18 protein-coding genes are annotated in these 17,238 nt (G+C 62.2%); 11 read left to right on the top strand and 7 right to left on the bottom strand.

Features of this window, described 5'->3' with window-relative positions; all coding sequences use genetic code 11:
• The first annotated feature begins 68 nt into the window (after nt 1-68).
• Nucleotides 69-950: a 3-hydroxybutyryl-CoA dehydrogenase gene (locus NN662_RS04225; protein WP_261929064.1), complete on the top strand. Its 882-nt coding sequence runs from the start codon at nt 69-71 to the stop codon at nt 948-950.
• Between the two features lie 99 nt (nt 951-1,049).
• Entirely contained in the window at nt 1,050-2,630 is a 1,581-nt protein-coding gene (locus NN662_RS04220; protein WP_261929063.1) for an EAL domain-containing protein, read from the top strand.
• 18 nt (nt 2,631-2,648) lie between these two features.
• Here the strand turns inward: NN662_RS04220 and NN662_RS04215 are convergent, their stop codons facing one another.
• Nucleotides 2,649-3,269: a glutathione S-transferase family protein gene (locus NN662_RS04215; protein ID WP_261929062.1), complete on the bottom strand. Its 621-nt coding sequence runs from the start codon at nt 3,267-3,269 to the stop codon at nt 2,649-2,651.
• 37 nt (nt 3,270-3,306) lie between these two features.
• Complete coding sequence (gene tlpA, locus NN662_RS04210) at nt 3,307-3,975, bottom strand: thiol:disulfide interchange protein TlpA (protein ID WP_261929061.1); 669 nt, start codon at nt 3,973-3,975, stop codon at nt 3,307-3,309.
• A 36-nt stretch (nt 3,976-4,011) separates the two neighbouring features.
• On the opposite strand from tlpA, the gene argH reads away from it, so the two are divergent.
• From argH to NN662_RS04190, 4 genes are all read left to right on the top strand, one after another.
• Nucleotides 4,012-5,412, top strand: coding sequence for an argininosuccinate lyase (gene argH, locus NN662_RS04205; RefSeq protein ID WP_261929060.1), 1,401 nt, complete (start codon nt 4,012-4,014; stop codon nt 5,410-5,412).
• A gap of 98 nt (nt 5,413-5,510) precedes the next feature.
• A complete protein-coding gene (lptM, locus tag NN662_RS04200; protein WP_261929059.1) occupies nt 5,511-5,705 on the top strand; it encodes an LPS translocon maturation chaperone LptM in 195 nt (64 codons plus the stop codon).
• Nucleotides 5,706-5,718: 13 nt separating this feature from the next.
• Complete coding sequence (lysA, locus tag NN662_RS04195) at nt 5,719-6,987, top strand: diaminopimelate decarboxylase (protein ID WP_261929058.1); 1,269 nt, start codon at nt 5,719-5,721, stop codon at nt 6,985-6,987.
• Nucleotides 6,988-7,146: 159 nt separating this feature from the next.
• Nucleotides 7,147-9,804, top strand: a complete 2,658-nt coding sequence (locus NN662_RS04190; RefSeq protein ID WP_261929057.1) for a TIGR02302 family protein — start codon at nt 7,147-7,149, stop codon at nt 9,802-9,804.
• Between the two features lie 18 nt (nt 9,805-9,822).
• Here the strand turns inward: NN662_RS04190 and NN662_RS04185 are convergent, their stop codons facing one another.
• The 4 genes from NN662_RS04185 to NN662_RS04170 all read right to left on the bottom strand — a co-directional run bounded on the left by NN662_RS04185 (nt 9,823) and on the right by NN662_RS04170 (nt 12,086).
• Nucleotides 9,823-10,317: a GNAT family N-acetyltransferase gene (locus tag NN662_RS04185; protein ID WP_261929056.1), complete on the bottom strand. Its 495-nt coding sequence runs from the start codon at nt 10,315-10,317 to the stop codon at nt 9,823-9,825.
• Between the two features lie 16 nt (nt 10,318-10,333).
• Nucleotides 10,334-10,693, bottom strand: coding sequence for a response regulator (locus NN662_RS04180; RefSeq protein WP_261929055.1), 360 nt, complete (start codon nt 10,691-10,693; stop codon nt 10,334-10,336).
• A 130-nt stretch (nt 10,694-10,823) separates the two neighbouring features.
• Nucleotides 10,824-11,369 (bottom strand): hypoxanthine phosphoribosyltransferase, encoded by a 546-nt coding sequence (gene hpt, locus NN662_RS04175; RefSeq protein WP_261929054.1) that lies wholly within the window; start codon nt 11,367-11,369, stop codon nt 10,824-10,826.
• A gap of 60 nt (nt 11,370-11,429) precedes the next feature.
• Nucleotides 11,430-12,086, bottom strand: a complete 657-nt coding sequence (locus tag NN662_RS04170; RefSeq protein WP_261929053.1) for a hypothetical protein — start codon at nt 12,084-12,086, stop codon at nt 11,430-11,432.
• Nucleotides 12,087-12,310: 224 nt separating this feature from the next.
• Here NN662_RS04170 and ftsE point away from each other — a divergent pair, with 224 nt between their 5' ends.
• From ftsE to NN662_RS04150, 4 genes are all read left to right on the top strand, one after another.
• Nucleotides 12,311-12,970, top strand: a complete 660-nt coding sequence (gene ftsE / locus NN662_RS04165) for a cell division ATP-binding protein FtsE (RefSeq protein WP_261929052.1) — start codon at nt 12,311-12,313, stop codon at nt 12,968-12,970.
• A 4-nt stretch (nt 12,971-12,974) separates the two neighbouring features.
• Nucleotides 12,975-13,985: a cell division protein FtsX gene (locus NN662_RS04160; RefSeq protein WP_261929051.1), complete on the top strand. Its 1,011-nt coding sequence runs from the start codon at nt 12,975-12,977 to the stop codon at nt 13,983-13,985.
• Nucleotides 13,986-14,089: 104 nt separating this feature from the next.
• On the top strand, nt 14,090-14,758 hold the full coding sequence (locus NN662_RS04155) for a YdcF family protein (protein ID WP_261931857.1): 669 nt from the start codon (nt 14,090-14,092) through the stop codon (nt 14,756-14,758).
• A 79-nt stretch (nt 14,759-14,837) separates the two neighbouring features.
• Entirely contained in the window at nt 14,838-15,644 is an 807-nt protein-coding gene (locus tag NN662_RS04150) for a lysophospholipid acyltransferase family protein (RefSeq protein WP_261929050.1), read from the top strand.
• Here NN662_RS04150 and NN662_RS04145 read toward each other — a convergent pair.
• Nucleotides 15,629-16,165, bottom strand: a complete 537-nt coding sequence (locus NN662_RS04145) for a gamma-glutamylcyclotransferase (RefSeq protein WP_261929049.1) — start codon at nt 16,163-16,165, stop codon at nt 15,629-15,631. The two genes, NN662_RS04150 and NN662_RS04145, sit on opposite strands and share 16 nt — an antisense overlap.
• 50 nt (nt 16,166-16,215) lie before the next feature.
• On the opposite strand from NN662_RS04145, the gene NN662_RS04140 reads away from it, so the two are divergent.
• Nucleotides 16,216-17,235 (top strand): DUF2125 domain-containing protein, encoded by a 1,020-nt coding sequence (locus tag NN662_RS04140; RefSeq protein WP_261929048.1) that lies wholly within the window; start codon nt 16,216-16,218, stop codon nt 17,233-17,235.
• Nucleotides 17,236-17,238 lie beyond the last annotated feature (3 nt).

Here is a 17,238-nt window from a genome sequence, read left to right as displayed (position 1 = left end):
GGCGGTTTTTTAGAGACCGGCCGGCATTTTCATATAACGAGCCAGAAATGGCGCAAGGGAGAGAGGCAATGGACATGCAGATCAAGACCGTTGGCGTAGTCGGTGCGGGCCAGATGGGCTGCGGTATCGCTCAGGTCGCCGCGGCTGCCGGCTACAAGGTCCATGTGTTCGATCTCAATCAGGACCGCATCGAAGCTGGCCTTGCCACCATCAACGGCAATCTCGCCCGTCTTGTCTCCAGCTCCAAGCTCGAAGAGACCGAACGCAAGGCGACGCTCGAGCGGATCACCGGCTCTTCCGACATCCACGACATGGCGCAGGTCGATCTGGCGATCGAGGCGGCGACGGAGGATGAAACCGTCAAGCGCAAGATCTACGCCCAGATCTGCCCGGTGCTGAAACCCGAGGCTATTCTCGCGACCAACACCTCCTCGCTGTCGATTACCCGGCTGGCCTCTGCCACCGACCGCCCGGAACGCTTCATGGGCATCCATTTCATGAACCCGGTGCCGGTGATGAAGCTCGTCGAACTGGTGCGCGGCATCGCCACCGACGACACCACCTTTCGCGCGGCCAAGGGCTTTGTCGACACGCTGGACAAGACCACGACCGTTGCCGAGGACTTTCCCGCCTTCATCGTCAACCGCATCCTGCTGCCGATGATCAACGAGGCGATCTACACGCTTTACGAAGGTGTCGGCAGCGTCGAGGCGATCGACACGGCGATGAAGCTCGGCGCCAATCATCCGATGGGTCCGCTACAGCTTGCCGATTTCATCGGCCTCGACACCTGCCTATCGATCATGCAGGTCCTGCACGACGGGCTGGCCGACAGCAAGTACCGTCCCTGCCCGCTGCTGGTAAAGTACGTCGAAGCCGGATGGCTCGGCCGCAAGTCCGGTCGTGGTTTCTACGACTATCGCGGCGAAAAGCCGGTCCCGACCCGCTAGCAGTTTACTTGGACTTTTCGGCCCAAAGGCACTGAAATACCGCATTCAGCACGCGTTAACGTCCACAGGTTACCCTGCGGCATCTGCGTGGAGTGGCGAATGGGGTATAGCTATCGATACAGGTTCTGGACGACGTTTGTCCTGCTGAGCGCATTCATGTGCGCTGCCGCATGGACCGCGAAGGTCAAACTCGTCGAGACCGGCAACCAGACCATGCTCCAGAGCCTCGCCGAAAGCACGGCGGGCCGAGCCACCCTTTCCGTGGACTACGCCATCGCATCGATGAGCCGATTGCTGAACATTGACGGCGCGGCCTGTTCCGAAATCAGCCGAAAGACCTTGAGAAGGGTCATTTTCGAGACCAGCAATCTCAAGGAAATACGTATTCGGGATGGACAGCTGACATGTTGGGGCCTGAACGGCGCCACGGATGGCCTGGATGCAGCCATCCGCTCTGCCAACAAGGTACTCGCAAAGAACAAGTTCTTCAGTCTTTTTCTGCTGAAGGCATCGGGTTGGCAGGGTCTTGGCATCCAGTGGTACCTGGGCGGCGACCGCGACATCATCGAAGTCATCAATCCGGGAACGCTTTACGACGTCTTGCCGCCCGATCTGCGAGCGCGGGCCAATGTCCGGCTGATGTTGTCGGATGGGACTGTCTTCGCACGCTACATCTCAAGTGGCGATTTCGAGTGGCAAACCGGCAACGCGGAAATCGTCTCGGCGGACTCGGGCCGCTTTCCGATCCGCGCTCAAATCGAGGTCGATCGCAACTTCCTGGACGGCTGGCACCAGCAGGTCCACCCGGCGGCACTGATTGGCGGCGGATTGGTGATCCTCATCCTTTCCTTCTTCGTCACCCGTGGCATCATACGCGGCAAGGGAATGGCGGACGACATAGACGCGGCCATGCGCGCAGGGCAGATATTGCCTTTCTACCAACCGATCGTCAGCATCACGTGCGGCAAGGTCATGGGCTTCGAGGTCCTGGCACGCTGGATCCGCAGCGACGGCAGAATGATCCCGCCGGACAAGTTCATCCCCTTCGCGGAAGAGTCGGGTCAGATCGAAGCGATCACCAGTTGCCTGCTGAAGGCCGCAGGACAGGATATCGGCGAGCGTCTGCGCGCGGATCCGGGCCTGAAGATGACGTTCAACGTCACGCCCGCACAATTCCTGAAACCCGGCTTTGCCATAAACATTCTCGAACAGTTCCGTGAGAACGGACTGCCGCCCTCGTCCATGGTTATAGAGATCACGGAACGTCAGTCCTTGAACGATCGGGAAGCGGCCCATCGCATTGCCGAGGAACTGTCGGCCTTTGGCGTCAGGATCGCCATCGACGACGTCGGCACCGGGCACAACGGCCTGAGTTCCCTGCATGGCCTCGGCGCACAATATCTCAAGATCGACAAGTATTTCATCGACAGCCTGACGATCGACAACAAGGCTTCCGTCCTGATCGAGATGATGGCATCGGTAGCCAGGGAATTCGGCATGACCGTGGTCGCGGAAGGCATTGAAACGGCGGAACAGGCAGAAATCCTTGCCAGCCTGGGCATCACCGAAGGCCAAGGATATCACTTCCATCGCCCGGTTCCGGCCGCGCGCCTGAAGGCGCTTCTCAAGGAGCAGTCAGAGACGCCCCAAGCAAAGGCAGCGGTCAACGCCGCGGCCTGAGAAGGGTCCGCGTGCCTGTCAGCTCAACGGGATCATGACGGCCTTCTGATAGGCCGGACGCTGCTTGAGCCGATCGTACCAGGCCTCGAGTGCCGGCATCGAGGGGCGCTCGATATCCATTTCAAACCAGCCATAGGCGATGACGCCGAGCGGAATGTCGCCCAGGCCGCAGACGTCTCCCGAGAGATAGGGCTGCTTCTCCAGCGCCGCATTGGCGATTGCCAGCCCCTTGGCCACGGTCGCGATGCCGCGCTCGACGGCGGCCATGTCGCGCTTGCCGGGTTCGGTGCGCACCATGTTCCAGAAGACGTCACGAAAACCGACGCCGAGTGTCGCCGGCGTCCAGTCCATCCACTTTTCTGCGCTCGCCTTGCCGGCGAGGTCCGTCGGCCCGAAACCGTCGGCCCCGTATTTCGCGGAGAGATAACGAACGATCGTGTTTGACTCCCAGAGAATGAAACCGTCGTCCTCGATCACCGGCACAAGGCCGTTTGGGTTCATCGCGCGGTAGGCCGGATCGTTCACGACACCGAAAGCCCCGCCGGCGTCGACACGGTCATAGGAAAGGCCGAGCTCCTCGGCAATCCAGAGAACCTTCTTGACGTTGGTCGAATTGGTACGACCCCAGATTTTCAGCATTCCGTGTTCTCCGTGATGTCGGTGTGATGGGCTGCGATCAACTTCCGATGGCCGCGCCGATCAGGGCCTTGGCATCGGGACTGTCCCAGACGGCCGGTCCGTTCATGGCGCCGAGCAGACAGCCATCCTCGCCAATCAACATGGTGGCCGGAAGACCGAAGGCAAGGCCTTCCTTCTTCATGGTGTTGAAAACGCCCATCGTGCTGTCGTGGTAGAGGGCCAGCGACTGGATGTTGTAATCCTTGTAGAAGCCTTTCGGCTTGGTGTCGTCACCCGTATCGATATTGACGGCGACAACCTGGAACTTGTCGCTGCCAAGCTCACGCTCCAATGCGTCCAGCGCCGGCATTTCCTCGCGGCAGGGCACGCACCATGTCGCCCACATGTTGAGCAGCACCGTCTTGCCCTTGAAATTGTCGAGCGAGAGCGGCTTGCCGTCGGCATCGTTGAAGGAAAGCGCCGGAAGGACGTGCGGCTCGCTGACGGCGTTCATGGCCGCGACCTGGCCGACCGTGAACTTGGTGAGCTTGCCGATCTTGTCCTTGTCGACCTTGCAATTGTCCGAAAGCCCCGCCACCTCGGCCATGCTCTTGCCAGAGGCGGCGTGCTTCACGTATACCGCAGCCGCGCCAGCCACCATCCCCGCGACGGCGGCAATGGCAATCAGTTTGACGGAAGGCAGGCGGAAGCTTTTCTTTTCTGTCATTTCGTACTCCAGACCACTCTCCAAGGCAGGCACTTCATGGCGGACTCGACGGACAGCAAATCCTCCAACCAGATGTGGGGCGGGCGTTTCGCTTCCGGACCGGACGCGATCATGGAGGAAATCAACGCCTCCATCGGTTTCGACAAGAAACTATACGCCCAGGACATTTCCGGTTCGATTGCGCACGCCACCATGCTTGCCGCCAGGGGCATCATCACGGAAACCGATCGCGATCAGATCGTGGCCGGTTTGAACACGATCCGTGGCGAGATTGAAAGCGGCAATTTCGAATTTTCACGCAAACTTGAAGACATTCACATGAACGTTGAAGCCCGGCTTGCGACCCTGATCGGTTCCGCTGCCGGTAGGCTTCACACAGCCCGCTCGCGCAACGATCAGGTCGCCGTCGACTTCCGCCTCTGGGTCAAGGAAGAGCTCGGTCGCATGGAAAAGGCGCTGACCGCGCTCATCGCCGCCTTCCTCGACCGTGCTGAAGAGCACGCCGATACCGTCATGCCCGGCTTCACCCACCTGCAGACCGCCCAGCCGGTGACCTTCGGCCACCACTGCATGGCCTATGTGGAAATGTTTGCCCGCGACCGCTCGCGCGTCCGCCACGCCATCGACCATCTGGACGAGAACCCGCTGGGTGCGGCAGCCCTTGCAGGCACCGGCTTTGCCATCGACCGGCACATGACGGCGAAGGCGCTCGGCTTCCGCGAGCCGACCCGCAACTCGATCGACACCGTTTCCGATCGCGACTTCGCGCTCGAATTCCTGGCGGTCGCCGCCATCTGCGCCACGCACCTGTCCCGCCTCGCCGAGGAGATCGTCATCTGGTCGACGCCGCAGTTCGGCTTCGTCCGCCTGTCGGACGCCTTCTCGACCGGCTCGTCGATCATGCCGCAGAAGAAGAACCCGGATGCGGCCGAACTGGTGCGCGCCAAGACCGGCCGGATCAACGGCTCGCTGATCGCGCTCCTGACGGTCATGAAGGGTCTTCCACTCGCCTATTCGAAGGACATGCAGGAAGACAAGGAACAGGTCTTCGACGCCGCCGAAAGCGTCGAACTGGCGCTTGCCGCCATGACCGGCATGGTGCGCGACATCACCATCAACAAGGACAGGATGAAGGCGGCCGCCGGCTCGGGCTATTCGACGGCGACCGATCTCGCCGACTGGCTTGTGCGCGAAGCGGGCCTGCCGTTCCGCGAAGCCCATCACGTGACGGGTCGCGCGGTTGCCATGGCAGAGGGCAAGGGCTGTGATCTCGCTGCCCTCAGCCTCGCGGATCTGCAGTCGATCAACCCGGCGATCACCGACAAGGTTTTCGACGTCCTGACCGTGGAGGCCTCTGTCGCCAGCCGCACCAGCTTCGGCGGCACGGCGCCGTCGGAAGTCCGCAAGCAGATCGCCTATTGGCGTTCGCGGAACTGATCAGTACGCTTGATCGGTCAGATTACGAGAATCGGGGTGCACAAGCGTCCCGATTTTCGCTATGACGGCTTCACGATAAATTTCCGGCAAGAACCCAAATGCAAAAAGCGATCCGAAGCATCACCCTTTCCGCCGCCGTACTGGCGCTTGCAGGCCTGGCCCTTTCAGGATGCGGCCGCAAGGGCGATCTCGATCCGCCGGGCACACCGATCGAAAAGCAGAATACGAAGGCGGTCGACACCAGCAAGGTGCAGGTGCAGGACAAGCCGTTCATTCTCGATCCCCTTCTCTGACAGGTAGACGTCCGTGAACCATTTCGAATACCGCGACGGCATTCTCTATGCCGAGGATGTGGCCGTGCCGGAAATCGCCAAGGCCATCGGCACGCCCTTCTATTGCTATTCAACCGCTACGCTCGAGCGCCACTACAAGGTGTTCTCCGGAGCCTTCGCCGACGTCGATTCGATGGTCTGCTACGCCATGAAGGCCAACTCCAACCAGGCGGTCCTGAAGACGCTCGGCCGTCTTGGCGCCGGCATCGACGTGGTCTCGGAAGGCGAACTGCGGCGCGCACTTGCCGCCGGCATTCCGGCAAACCGCATCATGTTTTCCGGCGTCGGCAAGAAGCCGTCGGAAATGGACCTCGCACTCGAAGCCGGTATCTACTGCTTCAACGTCGAATCCGAACCGGAGCTGGAAATCCTCAACCAGCGCGCGCTGGCCGCCGGCAAGCAGGCCCACGTTTCCTTCCGCATCAACCCGGATGTCGACGCCAAGACCCATGCCAAGATCTCGACCGGCAAGAAGGGCGACAAGTTCGGTATTTCCTACGAGCGCGCCCGCAGTGTCTACGCGCATGCAGCCACGCTCGAGGGCATCAAGGTCACCGGCATCGACATGCACATCGGCAGCCAGATCACCGATCTGCAGCCCTTTGCCGATGCGTTCCGCCTGTTGCGCGAACTGGTCGACACGCTGCGCGCCGACGGCCACACGATCGAGCATGTCGATATCGGCGGCGGCCTCGGCATCCCCTACCGCGACGACAACAACCCGCCTCCGCTGCCGGACAGCTTCGCGGAAATCGTCAAGGGACAGCTGAAGGATCTCGGCTGCAAGATCGTCGCCGAACCCGGCCGCCTGATCGTCGGCAACGCCGGCATCATGGTCACCGAGGTGATCTACGTAAAGGATACCGAAGACAAGACCTTCGTCATCGTCGACGGCGCGATGAACGACCTCATCCGCCCGACGCTCTACGAGGCCTATCACGAGATCAAGCCGGTCCGGATCTCCGCCGCCAACTCCCCGTGGATCAAGGCCGATGTCGTCGGTCCCGTTTGCGAGAGCGGCGACTTCCTGGCCAAGGACAGGGAAATGGCGATGCCGAAGCCGGGCGATCTGCTCTGGGTCGGCAGCGCCGGAGCCTATGGCGCGGTGCAGGCGGGCACCTACAACACCCGCCCGCTGATCCCGGAGGTTCTGGTCAAGGGCGACGAATTCCATGTCATCCGTCCGCGTCCGACCTATGAGGAACTGATCGGTCTCGACTCCGTTCCGGCCTGGCTCGACTGATACACGGCCAGTTCAAAATTCGTTGATACCGGGCAAAAAAGGCGGGGCTTGCACAAAGCGCCCTCGCCTTCGCCACAAACAATGTTATCCTGACGCCATGAATTCGGCATGGTGCCGCCTTAACCGCCTTGGATGAAACAAGGCAGGGAGCCCGACTGGATGACGGAGCCTGGGCAAGGCCAGAGCAGCAGCAAATTTCAAAAGCAGGCACGGGCGTTGACGTTCCGGCGGATCACCGCCGCCTGCGTGATGCTGGCGGAACGGCTGATGCCCATTCTGCTGGCGCCGCTTGCGATCGCCGCACTTTTCCTCAGCTTCGCCTGGTTCGGGCTTTACCGGTTCATGCCGGACCCGCTGCGCCTCACGCTGATCTTCCTGTTCGTCTTCGCCTTCCTCGCCTCGCTGCTGCCCGCCCTCAGGCTGCGCTGGCCGAAGAACCGCGAGGCCGACCGCTTCCTCGAAGAGCGCAACAATCTCGCCCACCAGCCCGTCGCCATCCAGGACGAGGAGCCGGCCTTCGACAGCCCGATCGCCGCCGCCCTCTGGCATGAGCACCAGCGGCGCATGGCGGCCCGCATCGCCTCCCTCGACGCCGGTCTGCCGCGTCCGGATATCGCCCGGTTCGACCGCTGGGCCCTGCGCGCCGTTCCGGTCCTGCTGGTTACGGTCGCCTTCGCCTATTCCTTCTCGAACGGCGCTGGCACGATTGTTGACACCTTCCGCAACCAGTCGGTCACGGCAAGCGATCCGGACATGCGCATCGACGCCTGGATCGCGCCGCCCGCCTATACCGGCAAGGCACCCGTCTATCTGACCAGTCGCCTCGACCAGTCCGGCGAGCCGGTTTCCGTCCCGGAGGAATCGATCCTGACGATCCGCATGACCGGCGGCAAGGGTGACAAGACCGCTCTCTTCAAGCCACAGGGTGTCGGCACTGCCGAAGACGTGCCGCTTCTGGCGGCAGAAAAGACTGACGACACGGCACCCGAACCGAGCCAGGCATCCGCCGACACGCCGGAAACGCATCAGATGACGCTTCAGCAAAGCGGCGTTCTGAGCGTCAACGGCCGCAACTGGGCGCTCTCGGTCGTCCCCGACCGGCCGCCGGAAATCGCCTTTGACGGCTTGCCGAGACGTGCGGTCAACGGCGCTCTGGAAATTCCCTTCAAGGCGAGCGACGACTACGGCCTGCAGGAGGCTCACGCGGAAATCGAACCGGCCTATGACGCCGACAAGGACGCCGTGCCGCTCTTTCCCCTGCCGGAATACAAGCTCAACCTGCCGCGCCGGAATACCAAGGACGCCAAGGGGCTGACGAGCCGCAACCTGACGGAGCATCCGCTCTCCGGCAAAAGGGTCAAGGTCACCCTCGTGGCAACCGATGCCAAGGGCCAGACCGGACGCAGCCAGCCGCATTACATGACCCTGCCGGACCGCGGCTTCACGAAGCCGTTGGCCGCCAGCGTCGCCGAAGAGCGGCAGATCTTCTCCCTCGATGCCCGCGCGCTGCCGCAAGCGATCGCGATGAACGAGGCGCTGCAGGTCCGCCCGGAACTGACCATACCGAACCTCACCGATTTTCTTCTCGTCCGCTCTGCTCTCATGCGCATGAAGCTGACGCGTGACGAGAAAGGCCTTAAGGACACCGCCTCATATCTCTGGGAAATCGCCAACGGCATCGAGGATGGCGACCTCTCCCAGGCAGAGCGCAAGCTTCGCGATGCGCAGCAGGCTCTCGCCAACGCGCTGGAGCGTGATGCAGGCGACGAGGAAATAAAGAAGCTCATGGACGAGCTGCGCAAGGCGATGGACGAGTACATGAAGGAACTCGCCAAGCGCCTCGACAACAATCCGAACGCTTCGCCGCAGCAGCAACAGCAGCAGGCGCAGAACGTGCTGCGTCAGCAGGATCTGGAAAACATGATGGACCAGATCGAGAACCTGGCCCGTTCCGGCAACAAGGATGCCGCCCAGCAACTGCTCTCCGAACTCCAGCGGATGATGAACAACCTGCAGGCCGGGCGCCAGCAGCCGAATGGCCAGCAGCAGCAGAACAACCCGATGCGCCAGCAGATGGACAAGCTTGGCGAGCTGATGCAGAAGCAACAGAAGCTCATGGAGCAGACCTTCCAGATGAACCAGGCGCTGAAGGATCGCATGCAGCGCGGCGATCCCAACGAGCAGGAAGGCGACGACCAGCAGGGACAGCAGGATCAGGGCGAGGACCAGTCCGGCGGCGATCAGCAGCAACAGCAGCAGGACGGCGATCAGCAGGCTCAGAACAGCGAAAACGGCCAGCAGTCCACCGACGGCATGACCAAGCAGCAGCTGCAGGACGCGCTGAAGAGCCTGAAGGCCCAGCAGCAGGCACTCGCCGATTCGCTCGCAGAACTGCAGGGCGAACTGAAGAAGCTCGGGATCAAGCCCGGCGAAGGCTTCGACGATGCCAACCGCGAGATGAACGGCGCTGCCGGCGCACTCGGCAAGGGTCGTGGCGACCAGGCCGTCGACGGTCAGGGTCGTGCGCTGGAAGCGCTGCGCCGCGGCGTGCGCGACATGATGAGCCAGATGATGCAGGCCATGCAGGGCAATGGCCAGGGACAGACCGGCCAGTCGCAAGGCCGCGACGGTCGCGATCCGCTCGGTCGCCCGCTCGGCAATCGCGGCCCGGATTTCGGTGAACGCGTGAAGGTGCCGGACGAGATCGATATCCAGCGCGCCCGCGAAATCCTCGATGCGATCCGTGAGAAATTGTCGAACAATCCGGCGATGCAGATCGAGAAGGATTATCTGGAACGTCTGCTGGACATCAAGTAGAGGCGGCTCGGCGAGCCCTCAGCCCAGCTTTTTCTCATAGAGATGCGTGTCAGCGACAAAGCGGCCTTCAACACCCTCCGGCAGCCACAGCGGCTCTTGCGCCGTTTGCCGCAGGCTCCAGCCGTGACCCTGATAGAACCGGTTTGCCCGCGCGTTTCCGGCAAGGCAGAACACCTTGGCCATCGTGCATCCGGCAGACGCCAATTCATCCTCGCCGTAGTCGAGCAACGCCTGGGCGGCTCCGGATCCGCGCGCCCGCAGGTCGACATAAAGCCGGCAGATCTCGTCGTCGCGCGTGGAAACGAAGCCGAGCACGGTGCTTCCGGCCACGGCGACGGAGAAGAATTCTTCGCCGAGCGCCTCGGCCAGCCACTGCGAGAAATGATCGGGTGTTCGATAGGCGAGGATTTCATGCGGAACGATTTCCGCATGCGCTTCATGCCATGCACGATGCCAAAGGGTTATCAGTGCGGCGAAATCGCCATGGTGCAGCGGTCTGATCGTCCCTTGCACGCCGCCCGGCCCCGGCTCAGGCCGCCAGCGCCAGAGCGACGGCCTTGCGGATATCCGGAAGCGCAAACGGCTTCGGCACCACATCGACGATCTTGCGCGCAAGATCGTCGGCCCGCTCGCGCTGCTCGGCATAGCCGGTCATCAGCAGGATCTTCAACTGCGGAAAATGCGACGAGGCTTCATGCGCCAGCGCGATCCCGTCCATGACCGGCATGCGGATGTCGGAAAGCAGCAGATCGAACGCGCCGCTCTTCAGCTTTTCCAGGCCTTCCGCGCCGTCCGCGGCCTCTTCCGTCTCATGTCCGTCAAGACGCAGGGCACGAGCCACGAAGGTACGCAGGGTGTCTTCGTCTTCGGTGATCAAAATCCTTGCCATGTCCCGCATCGCTCCATCTTCGTTACTGTCCCGTGAAGGCAACTCATCAAAGTTTCCTTTGCGATCGGTAAATGGCGCTCGTCATCAAGCGGGCATAGTTAACAAGGTCTGTCCGCCGGACGGCCGAAAATCACTCCGCGTCGCCGGTGACGACACCGACGAACGGCAGTTCCCGGAAGGCGTAAGCCACGTCCATGCCATAGCCCACGACAAAGTAATCGGGACATTCGAAGCCGACATGATCGGCCTCCAGCTTTTCCGAACGCTTGACGCTCTTGTCGAGCAGAACGGCGATGCTGACGTGCCGCGCGCCGCGCTCGTAAAGCAGTTCCTTGGCAAACAGCAGCGTGCGGCCGGATTCGAGAATGTCGTCGATCAGCAGGACATCGCGGTCCTTCACATCGCTGTCGATGTCCTTGACGATCCGGACACCCTTCGAGACGGTGCCGCTGCCATAGCTCGAGAGCGTAATGAACTCCACCTCCGGCGCAAGGCCGGCATCGTGCAGCGCGCGAATGAGATCGGCGGCGAAGATGAAGGACCCCTTCAGGACGGCGATCACCAGGAGGTCGCTAGTCGGACCGGATGCGATCTGGGCGGCAAGGGTCCGGTTGCGCTCGGCGATCTGCTCGGCGGTGAAAAGGGGTTCGATGTTCTTTCCGCGGACGACGGGCATGCGGCATTCTCCTCGGTGACGACACTAAAGCCGATACCATGAGAGATGCCCGGAAGCACCCTATTGCATGAAGGAAACCCTGACATCCGGCTGTTTTCCACCGGGATAGCTCAGCTTGGCGGCAAAGCCGCGGCTCGTCCCACCGGAAAGTTCGTCGGCCGGCGGATCCAGGATCAGGCTTGCCGTCAGTTCGCCGTCGGCGAGAATGTCGGCGCGCAGGCGCGGCACCTGCTGGTCGGTTTCGAGGCGATTCTCGATGATGCCGTTGACGAGCAGCACATGCATGCCATTGGCCATCTGCGGCGTCACCGTGACATGGGTGATGTCGAGCGGCGAGACGGATGCCGGCACGGAGGCTCCGCCCGCCAGCGCGGAAAAGCCGCCGCTGAATGCGAAGACCGCCAGGAAGGAGGCCGCCACCAGGCCGGAAAACTGACGCTTCGGCAAGCGCTCCAGCATACGCTCGGCAAACGAGACGCCCCAAAGGGCGATGTCCCGGCCGGAAACCGTTCTTGCATCGCGGGATTTCGGACGGGAAAACGAGGGTCGTTGATCTTGAGCCGGCTTGCGATTGTCGTTGATGACGACGAATTCGGCATCAACGACATCGGCATGGCCGGAGGAATGCTGGCGTGGGCGTCGCGATGCCGCCGGCCGCTCGGGCGGCAGCAGGTCGATCGTCTCGGCTCTTGCCTGCCGTGAACCATAGGGAGCCATGGCCGCCTAACCTTTCCATCCGCCGGGTGCATCCATGGGGTGGACAAAACTCGGCATTGAAACACATAGGGACCGGTCGTAAACGTAAATGGTTAACGCTTCGCAAAGACGACCCCCAAAACATGGGTTTTCGGCGGTTTCTTTACCGCCTGTTAACCACGTTGGTTAAGAAGTGTCATGTTGGCTCCAATTCAAATCCGTAGCCAGAGACTGGAAATGCTCCCTTGATCCATTTTGAAAATGTCGGCCTGCGATACGGAATGGGTCCGGAAATCCTCAGGGACCTGACCTTCGACATTCCCAAGCGCTCCTTCCAGTTCCTGACCGGACCTTCCGGTGCCGGGAAGACGACATTGCTGCGCCTGCTTTTCCTGTCGCTGCAGCCGACCCGCGGCCTCATTCGCATGTTCGACAGGGACATCGCCACCATTCCGAGGAGCGAACTGCCGATGTTGCGCCGGCGCGTCGGCATCGTCTTCCAGGACTTCCGCCTGCTCGAGCATCTCACGACCTATGAAAACGTCGCCCTGCCGCTTCGCGTGCGGGGAAAGGACGAGGCGAGCTATCGCACCGACGTCGTCGAACTGCTGAAATGGGTCGGCCTCGGTGACCGCATCAACGTCCTGCCGCCGGTGCTGTCGGGCGGCGAGAAGCAGCGCGCGGCCATCGCCCGCGCCCTGATCGACCGCCCGGAGATCCTGCTGGCCGACGAACCGACCGGCAACGTCGACCCGCCCATGGCCAAGCGGCTTCTGAGCCTGTTCATGGAACTCAACCGCCTCGGCACGGCGGTGGTCATCGCCACCCACGATTTCGCGCTGATGGACAGCATCGACGCGCGGCGTATGATCCTGACGGAGGGGCGGCTGGAAATCTATGAGTGAGGCCATGAACGACAGGACGGGACGAAAGCCGCCGGCGCCCCAGACGAAAAAGAACCGCAAGCCGCCGCTCCGCCTGCGCGCCGCCGGTCCGATCGTGCCCTCGTCCAACATCCAGGGCAATGCGCTGATGGTGGTCATCGCCATCATGGCCTTCCTCGCCTGCATCACGCTCGGCGGCGTCTCCATGGTTCGCGCCACCGCCCATTCATGGCAAAGCCAGATTTCGCGGGAAATCACCATCCAGATCAAGCCAGACGACCGGCTGGACATGAATCAGGCTTTGGAGAAGGCCAAGAACATCGCGCTCTCCTATGTCGGCACGAAGTCCGGAACCATCATGGACGAGGCGGCAACCGCGCGCCTGCTCGAACCCTGGCTCGGCACCGGCCTCGACATCAACGAACTTCCCGTCCCGCGCCTCGTCATCATCACCATCGACGAGAACAATCCGCCCGATTTCAGCGCCATGCGGGCGCAGCTGAAGGCGGAAATTCCCCAGGCGACGCTGGACGACCACCGCACCTGGGTCGACCGCCTCGTCTCCATGGCCCGCACCACGGTCGCCATCGGCGTCGGCCTCCTGGGGCTGGTCTTCTCCGCAATGGTCCTGACCGTGGTCTTTGCCACGCGCGGCGCACTTGCCGGCAACCACCACATTGTCGAGGTGCTGCATTTCGTCGGCGCCGAAGGCTCCTTCATCGCCAACGAGTTCCAGAAGCATTTTCTCAAGATCAGCCTCAAGGGCTCGGCGGCGGGAAGCCTTCTCGCCGCAGCCTCTTTCGCACTCGCCGGCTTCTGGCAAAGTCGCTCGCTCGCCACCCCCCAATCCGATCAGGCCACCGCTCTTTTCGGCACCTTCTCCGTAGACTATCTGGGCTATGCCGGTATTTTTGCCACGATGATCGTCATTGCTTTCCTGACGACGCTGACGGCCAGGATCACCGTGATTCGCACGATCTACGAGATCGACCGGGTCCGGTCGGACCCCGCCCGCTCCGATGGCACAGCGGGTTGAGGAAAGCCGGAGAGAATGGCCTTGGCGATTTTGGTTTGTTTCGCACCGGTTTCGATAATTAAGAAGACGTCATGGTCACCGAGGAAACATTGCACGGCGCACCGATGAGCCAATCGCGCCGAAAATCCGAGCCCCGTGCCCGCCGGAGTCTCTTCCGGCGCGTGGCGCGGCGCGTCGGTATTGTGTGCGTTCTTCTGGCCGGTGTCGTTTTCGTCGATTTCCTGCGGTTTGCCGACAAGGTCTCGTCCTACGCGCCGCCGGAATCTCCAAAGGCCGATGCGATCGTCGTGTTGACCGGCGGCTACCAGCGCATCGACCAGGCCGTCGCCCTGCTCGCCGAACACGCGGGCGCGCGTCTTCTGATCTCCGGCGTGCATCCGAGCACCACCGGCGCCCAGATCCGCAAGATGACCAATGCGCCGAAGAACCTCTTCGATTGCTGTGTCGACATCGGCTACGCCGCGCTCGACACGATCGGCAACGCCAACGAGACGATGGCCTGGATCGAGAAGAACGGCTATCGCTCGGTCCTGGTCGTCACCAACAACTACCACATGCCGCGCAGCCTGCTTGAGCTTCGCCAGGTGGAGCCGGGCATCGAGTTCCTGCCCTACCCCGTCGTCAATGCCGACCTTAAGCAGCGCAACTGGTTTGCCGATCCCAACGCCATGCGCACGATGATCGCCGAATACGTGAAGCTGCTGGCCGCCAGGCTGCGCGGCCTGACGGGAATCGGCATCGGTTCCGGCCTGAGGGCAGGGATGGACGAATAGTCCGTGACAGCCGAACGTCTTTCACTCCCCGCCCATTTCGTGTAGGCAGCGGGAAACGGTTTTCACGTCAGGCCCGCCGATGATCTTCTTCCGCTCGATGCTGTTCAACATCCTGTTCTACGCGAACATCATCATCCGGATGATCGTGCTGTCGCCCGTATACTTCTTCCTGCCGCGCCGAACCGCCTTCCGCATCCCGAAGAACTGGGCCATGTCGAACCACCGCCTGATGAAGGCGATCGTTGGCACGACCTACAGCGTCGAGGGACTGGAGAACCTCCCGGACGGCCCTTTCATCGCCTCGCCGAAACACCAGTCCTTCTGGGACGTCTACGCGCTGCTGCCATTCATCGCCGATCCGCTCTTCATCCTCAAGCGCGAGCTGATGTGGATCCCGCTCTTCGGCTGGTACGCCATGAAGCAGCGCATGATCCCCATCGACCGCGGCGCCCGCGGCAAGGTCATGGCCGACCTGATGAAGCGGACGAAAGCGGAAATGAAGACCGGCCGCCAGCTGGTCATCTACCCGGAAGGGACCCGCCGCCCCCCGGGCGCCGAACCGCAATATCGCGCGGGCATCGCCCGCCTCTACCGTGATCTCGACATGCCGGTCGTGCCGATCGTCTGCCATGCAGGCCTGTTCTGGCCGCGCCGCAGCCTGAACCGCTATCCCGGCCACATCGTCATCCGCATCCTGCCGCCGATTGCGCCCGGCCTGCCACAGGACGTGTTCTTCAAGCAGCTCGTCGAAACCATGGAAAAGGCGAGCGACCAGCTGTTGATCGAGACTGCAGAGAAGAACCCCGACCTGCCCTTGCCGCCGACCGCAGTGGCCAGGATCGCCGAACTGCAGGCGCAGAAGACCGCCGATCAGCTGCCCGCCTGAGCAGGCTTGCCCATCTCTGCGATCACCCTCTCCAGCCGGTGGTCCCGGATGCCGATGCTTCGCAGGTGTTCGACCGTGTTGCGGACATAGGCCTCGTTCGGCCCGGACTTGCCTGTCGCCGCAAGCACGGTGTCTGCGGCATGGCGGGGATCGAGCGCACCAGCGTACTGTTCGTGGCGGCGATCGATGACATAGGTAAGTGCCGTCACCTTTTTCCCGGTATCGAGCCGGATCGGAACCCTGCGTTCGATATAGATGCTCGTCACCAGCTCGCGTTCCCGGAGATAGTCGATGACTCCGTCCCGGTCTGAAGCTTCGACCCTGAAGGCCATTCCCCGGCAGGACCCGCCCTGGTCCAGTCCGAGCACAAGCCCTGGACGCTCGGGCGTACCGCGATGCACATAGGACCGGACGCAAAGAGCGCGGCGGTAGCCGGCGAGCAGCGCCTGACGGCTTTCGCTGAACACAAAGCCCGGATTCCACATCAGCGAACCGTAGCCAAACACCCAAAAATCGTCCATATCCCGCGTCAAGTCTCTCAAGAAGCCGATTCAAGAACGTGGAGAACCCAATGGCGGCACCGACTCCCGGCAATAGATCGACAGTCTCACGAAAGGTCTATTGGCTGGCCGCAGCGGTCCTCGTCACGATAGCCCTCTATACGGGCGGATGGTATGTGGCGGCAAGCCAGCTGAAGACAAGGGTCGCAGAGTTTCTTGGGCGGCCGGACGCAGCCGACAGCATCGGCGGTCAATGCTCCTCCCTGGATGTTCGCGGCTATCCGTTCCGCATCGGCCTGTTCTGCGACAAGGTGGCGATCGACGACAGCCGCGAAGGCCTGTCGGCGACCTTCGGCGCGCTGCGCTCGGCCGCGCAGATCTACCAGCCCGGCCATGTCGTCCTCGAACTGGACGGACCGGCGGAAGTCCGCACCACCTACGGCCTTCTCACGCATCTCGACTGGTCGAGCCTGCAATCGAGCTTCCGCGCCGGCCTCGGTGGCCTGAGCAAAGTCGACCTCCTTGCCAAGGACATCACCGGCAGTATCTCAAACCCGCTCGCGAAGGTCTCGGCAGATGGAAAATCGGGGCACGGCGAAGCGCATCTGAGAGCCAACGGCCCTGACCTGGACGTCGCGCTGCTGGCCGAAGACGTCAACGCAACGCTGGCCGATCCGTCGCCGAAGGTCCTGCCGACGTTCTCCACCAGCATCGACCTGACACTTGCCGGAAAGGCCGGGCTTCTCGCCGGCAAGGAAAAGCTCGATACGGTGCTGCGCAATTCGGAAGGCCAGTTGCGCGGCCTCGTCGTCGATCTGGGAAAGGGTCGCGTCGTCACCGCCTCCGGGCCGTTCAGCGTCGATGAAAACGGCTTCATCTCCGGCCGCATCCGCCTTGAGATCGAACAGATCCAGGCCTGGCGTGACCTCCTGATCGAGCAGTTTCCGGAAGCCGCAGGCCAGATCCGCAATGTCGCCGACATTCTGAAAAGCATCGCCGGCAAGCACGACAACGGCACCATCAGCCTCGACATCGAGGATGGCGCCGTCTTTGTCAGCTTCATTCCGATCGGCTATCTGCCGCCGCTCTGAAAC

Source organism: Rhizobium sp. NRK18, from assembly GCF_024385575.1.
Lineage (GTDB): Bacteria > Pseudomonadota > Alphaproteobacteria > Rhizobiales > Rhizobiaceae > JANFMV01.
Note: the sequence above shows the minus strand (reverse complement) of the source record. Positions and strands in the feature narration are given on the sequence as shown.

What these genes read in the sequence shown, in the direction of transcription:
- NN662_RS04225 (WP_261929064.1), top strand. Translation starts at nt 69, where the DNA reads ATGGACATGCAGATCAAGACCGTTGGCGTAGTCGGTGCGGGCCAGATG.
- NN662_RS04220 (WP_261929063.1), top strand. Translation starts at nt 1,050, where the DNA reads ATGGGGTATAGCTATCGATACAGGTTCTGGACGACGTTTGTCCTGCTG.
- NN662_RS04215 (WP_261929062.1), bottom strand. Translation starts at nt 3,269, where the DNA reads ATGCTGAAAATCTGGGGTCGTACCAATTCGACCAACGTCAAGAAGGTT.
- tlpA (WP_261929061.1), bottom strand. Translation starts at nt 3,975, where the DNA reads ATGACAGAAAAGAAAAGCTTCCGCCTGCCTTCCGTCAAACTGATTGCC.
- argH (WP_261929060.1), top strand. Translation starts at nt 4,012, where the DNA reads ATGGCGGACTCGACGGACAGCAAATCCTCCAACCAGATGTGGGGCGGG.
- lptM (WP_261929059.1), top strand. Translation starts at nt 5,511, where the DNA reads ATGCAAAAAGCGATCCGAAGCATCACCCTTTCCGCCGCCGTACTGGCG.
- NN662_RS04190 (WP_261929057.1), top strand. Translation starts at nt 7,147, where the DNA reads ATGACGGAGCCTGGGCAAGGCCAGAGCAGCAGCAAATTTCAAAAGCAG.
- NN662_RS04180 (WP_261929055.1), bottom strand. Translation starts at nt 10,693, where the DNA reads ATGGCAAGGATTTTGATCACCGAAGACGAAGACACCCTGCGTACCTTC.
- hpt (WP_261929054.1), bottom strand. Translation starts at nt 11,369, where the DNA reads ATGCCCGTCGTCCGCGGAAAGAACATCGAACCCCTTTTCACCGCCGAG.
- NN662_RS04170 (WP_261929053.1), bottom strand. Translation starts at nt 12,086, where the DNA reads ATGGCTCCCTATGGTTCACGGCAGGCAAGAGCCGAGACGATCGACCTG.
- NN662_RS04160 (WP_261929051.1), top strand. Translation starts at nt 12,975, where the DNA reads ATGAACGACAGGACGGGACGAAAGCCGCCGGCGCCCCAGACGAAAAAG.
- NN662_RS04155 (WP_261931857.1), top strand. Translation starts at nt 14,090, where the DNA reads ATGAGCCAATCGCGCCGAAAATCCGAGCCCCGTGCCCGCCGGAGTCTC.
- NN662_RS04150 (WP_261929050.1), top strand. Translation starts at nt 14,838, where the DNA reads ATGATCTTCTTCCGCTCGATGCTGTTCAACATCCTGTTCTACGCGAAC.
- NN662_RS04145 (WP_261929049.1), bottom strand. Translation starts at nt 16,165, where the DNA reads ATGGACGATTTTTGGGTGTTTGGCTACGGTTCGCTGATGTGGAATCCG.
- NN662_RS04140 (WP_261929048.1), top strand. Translation starts at nt 16,216, where the DNA reads ATGGCGGCACCGACTCCCGGCAATAGATCGACAGTCTCACGAAAGGTC.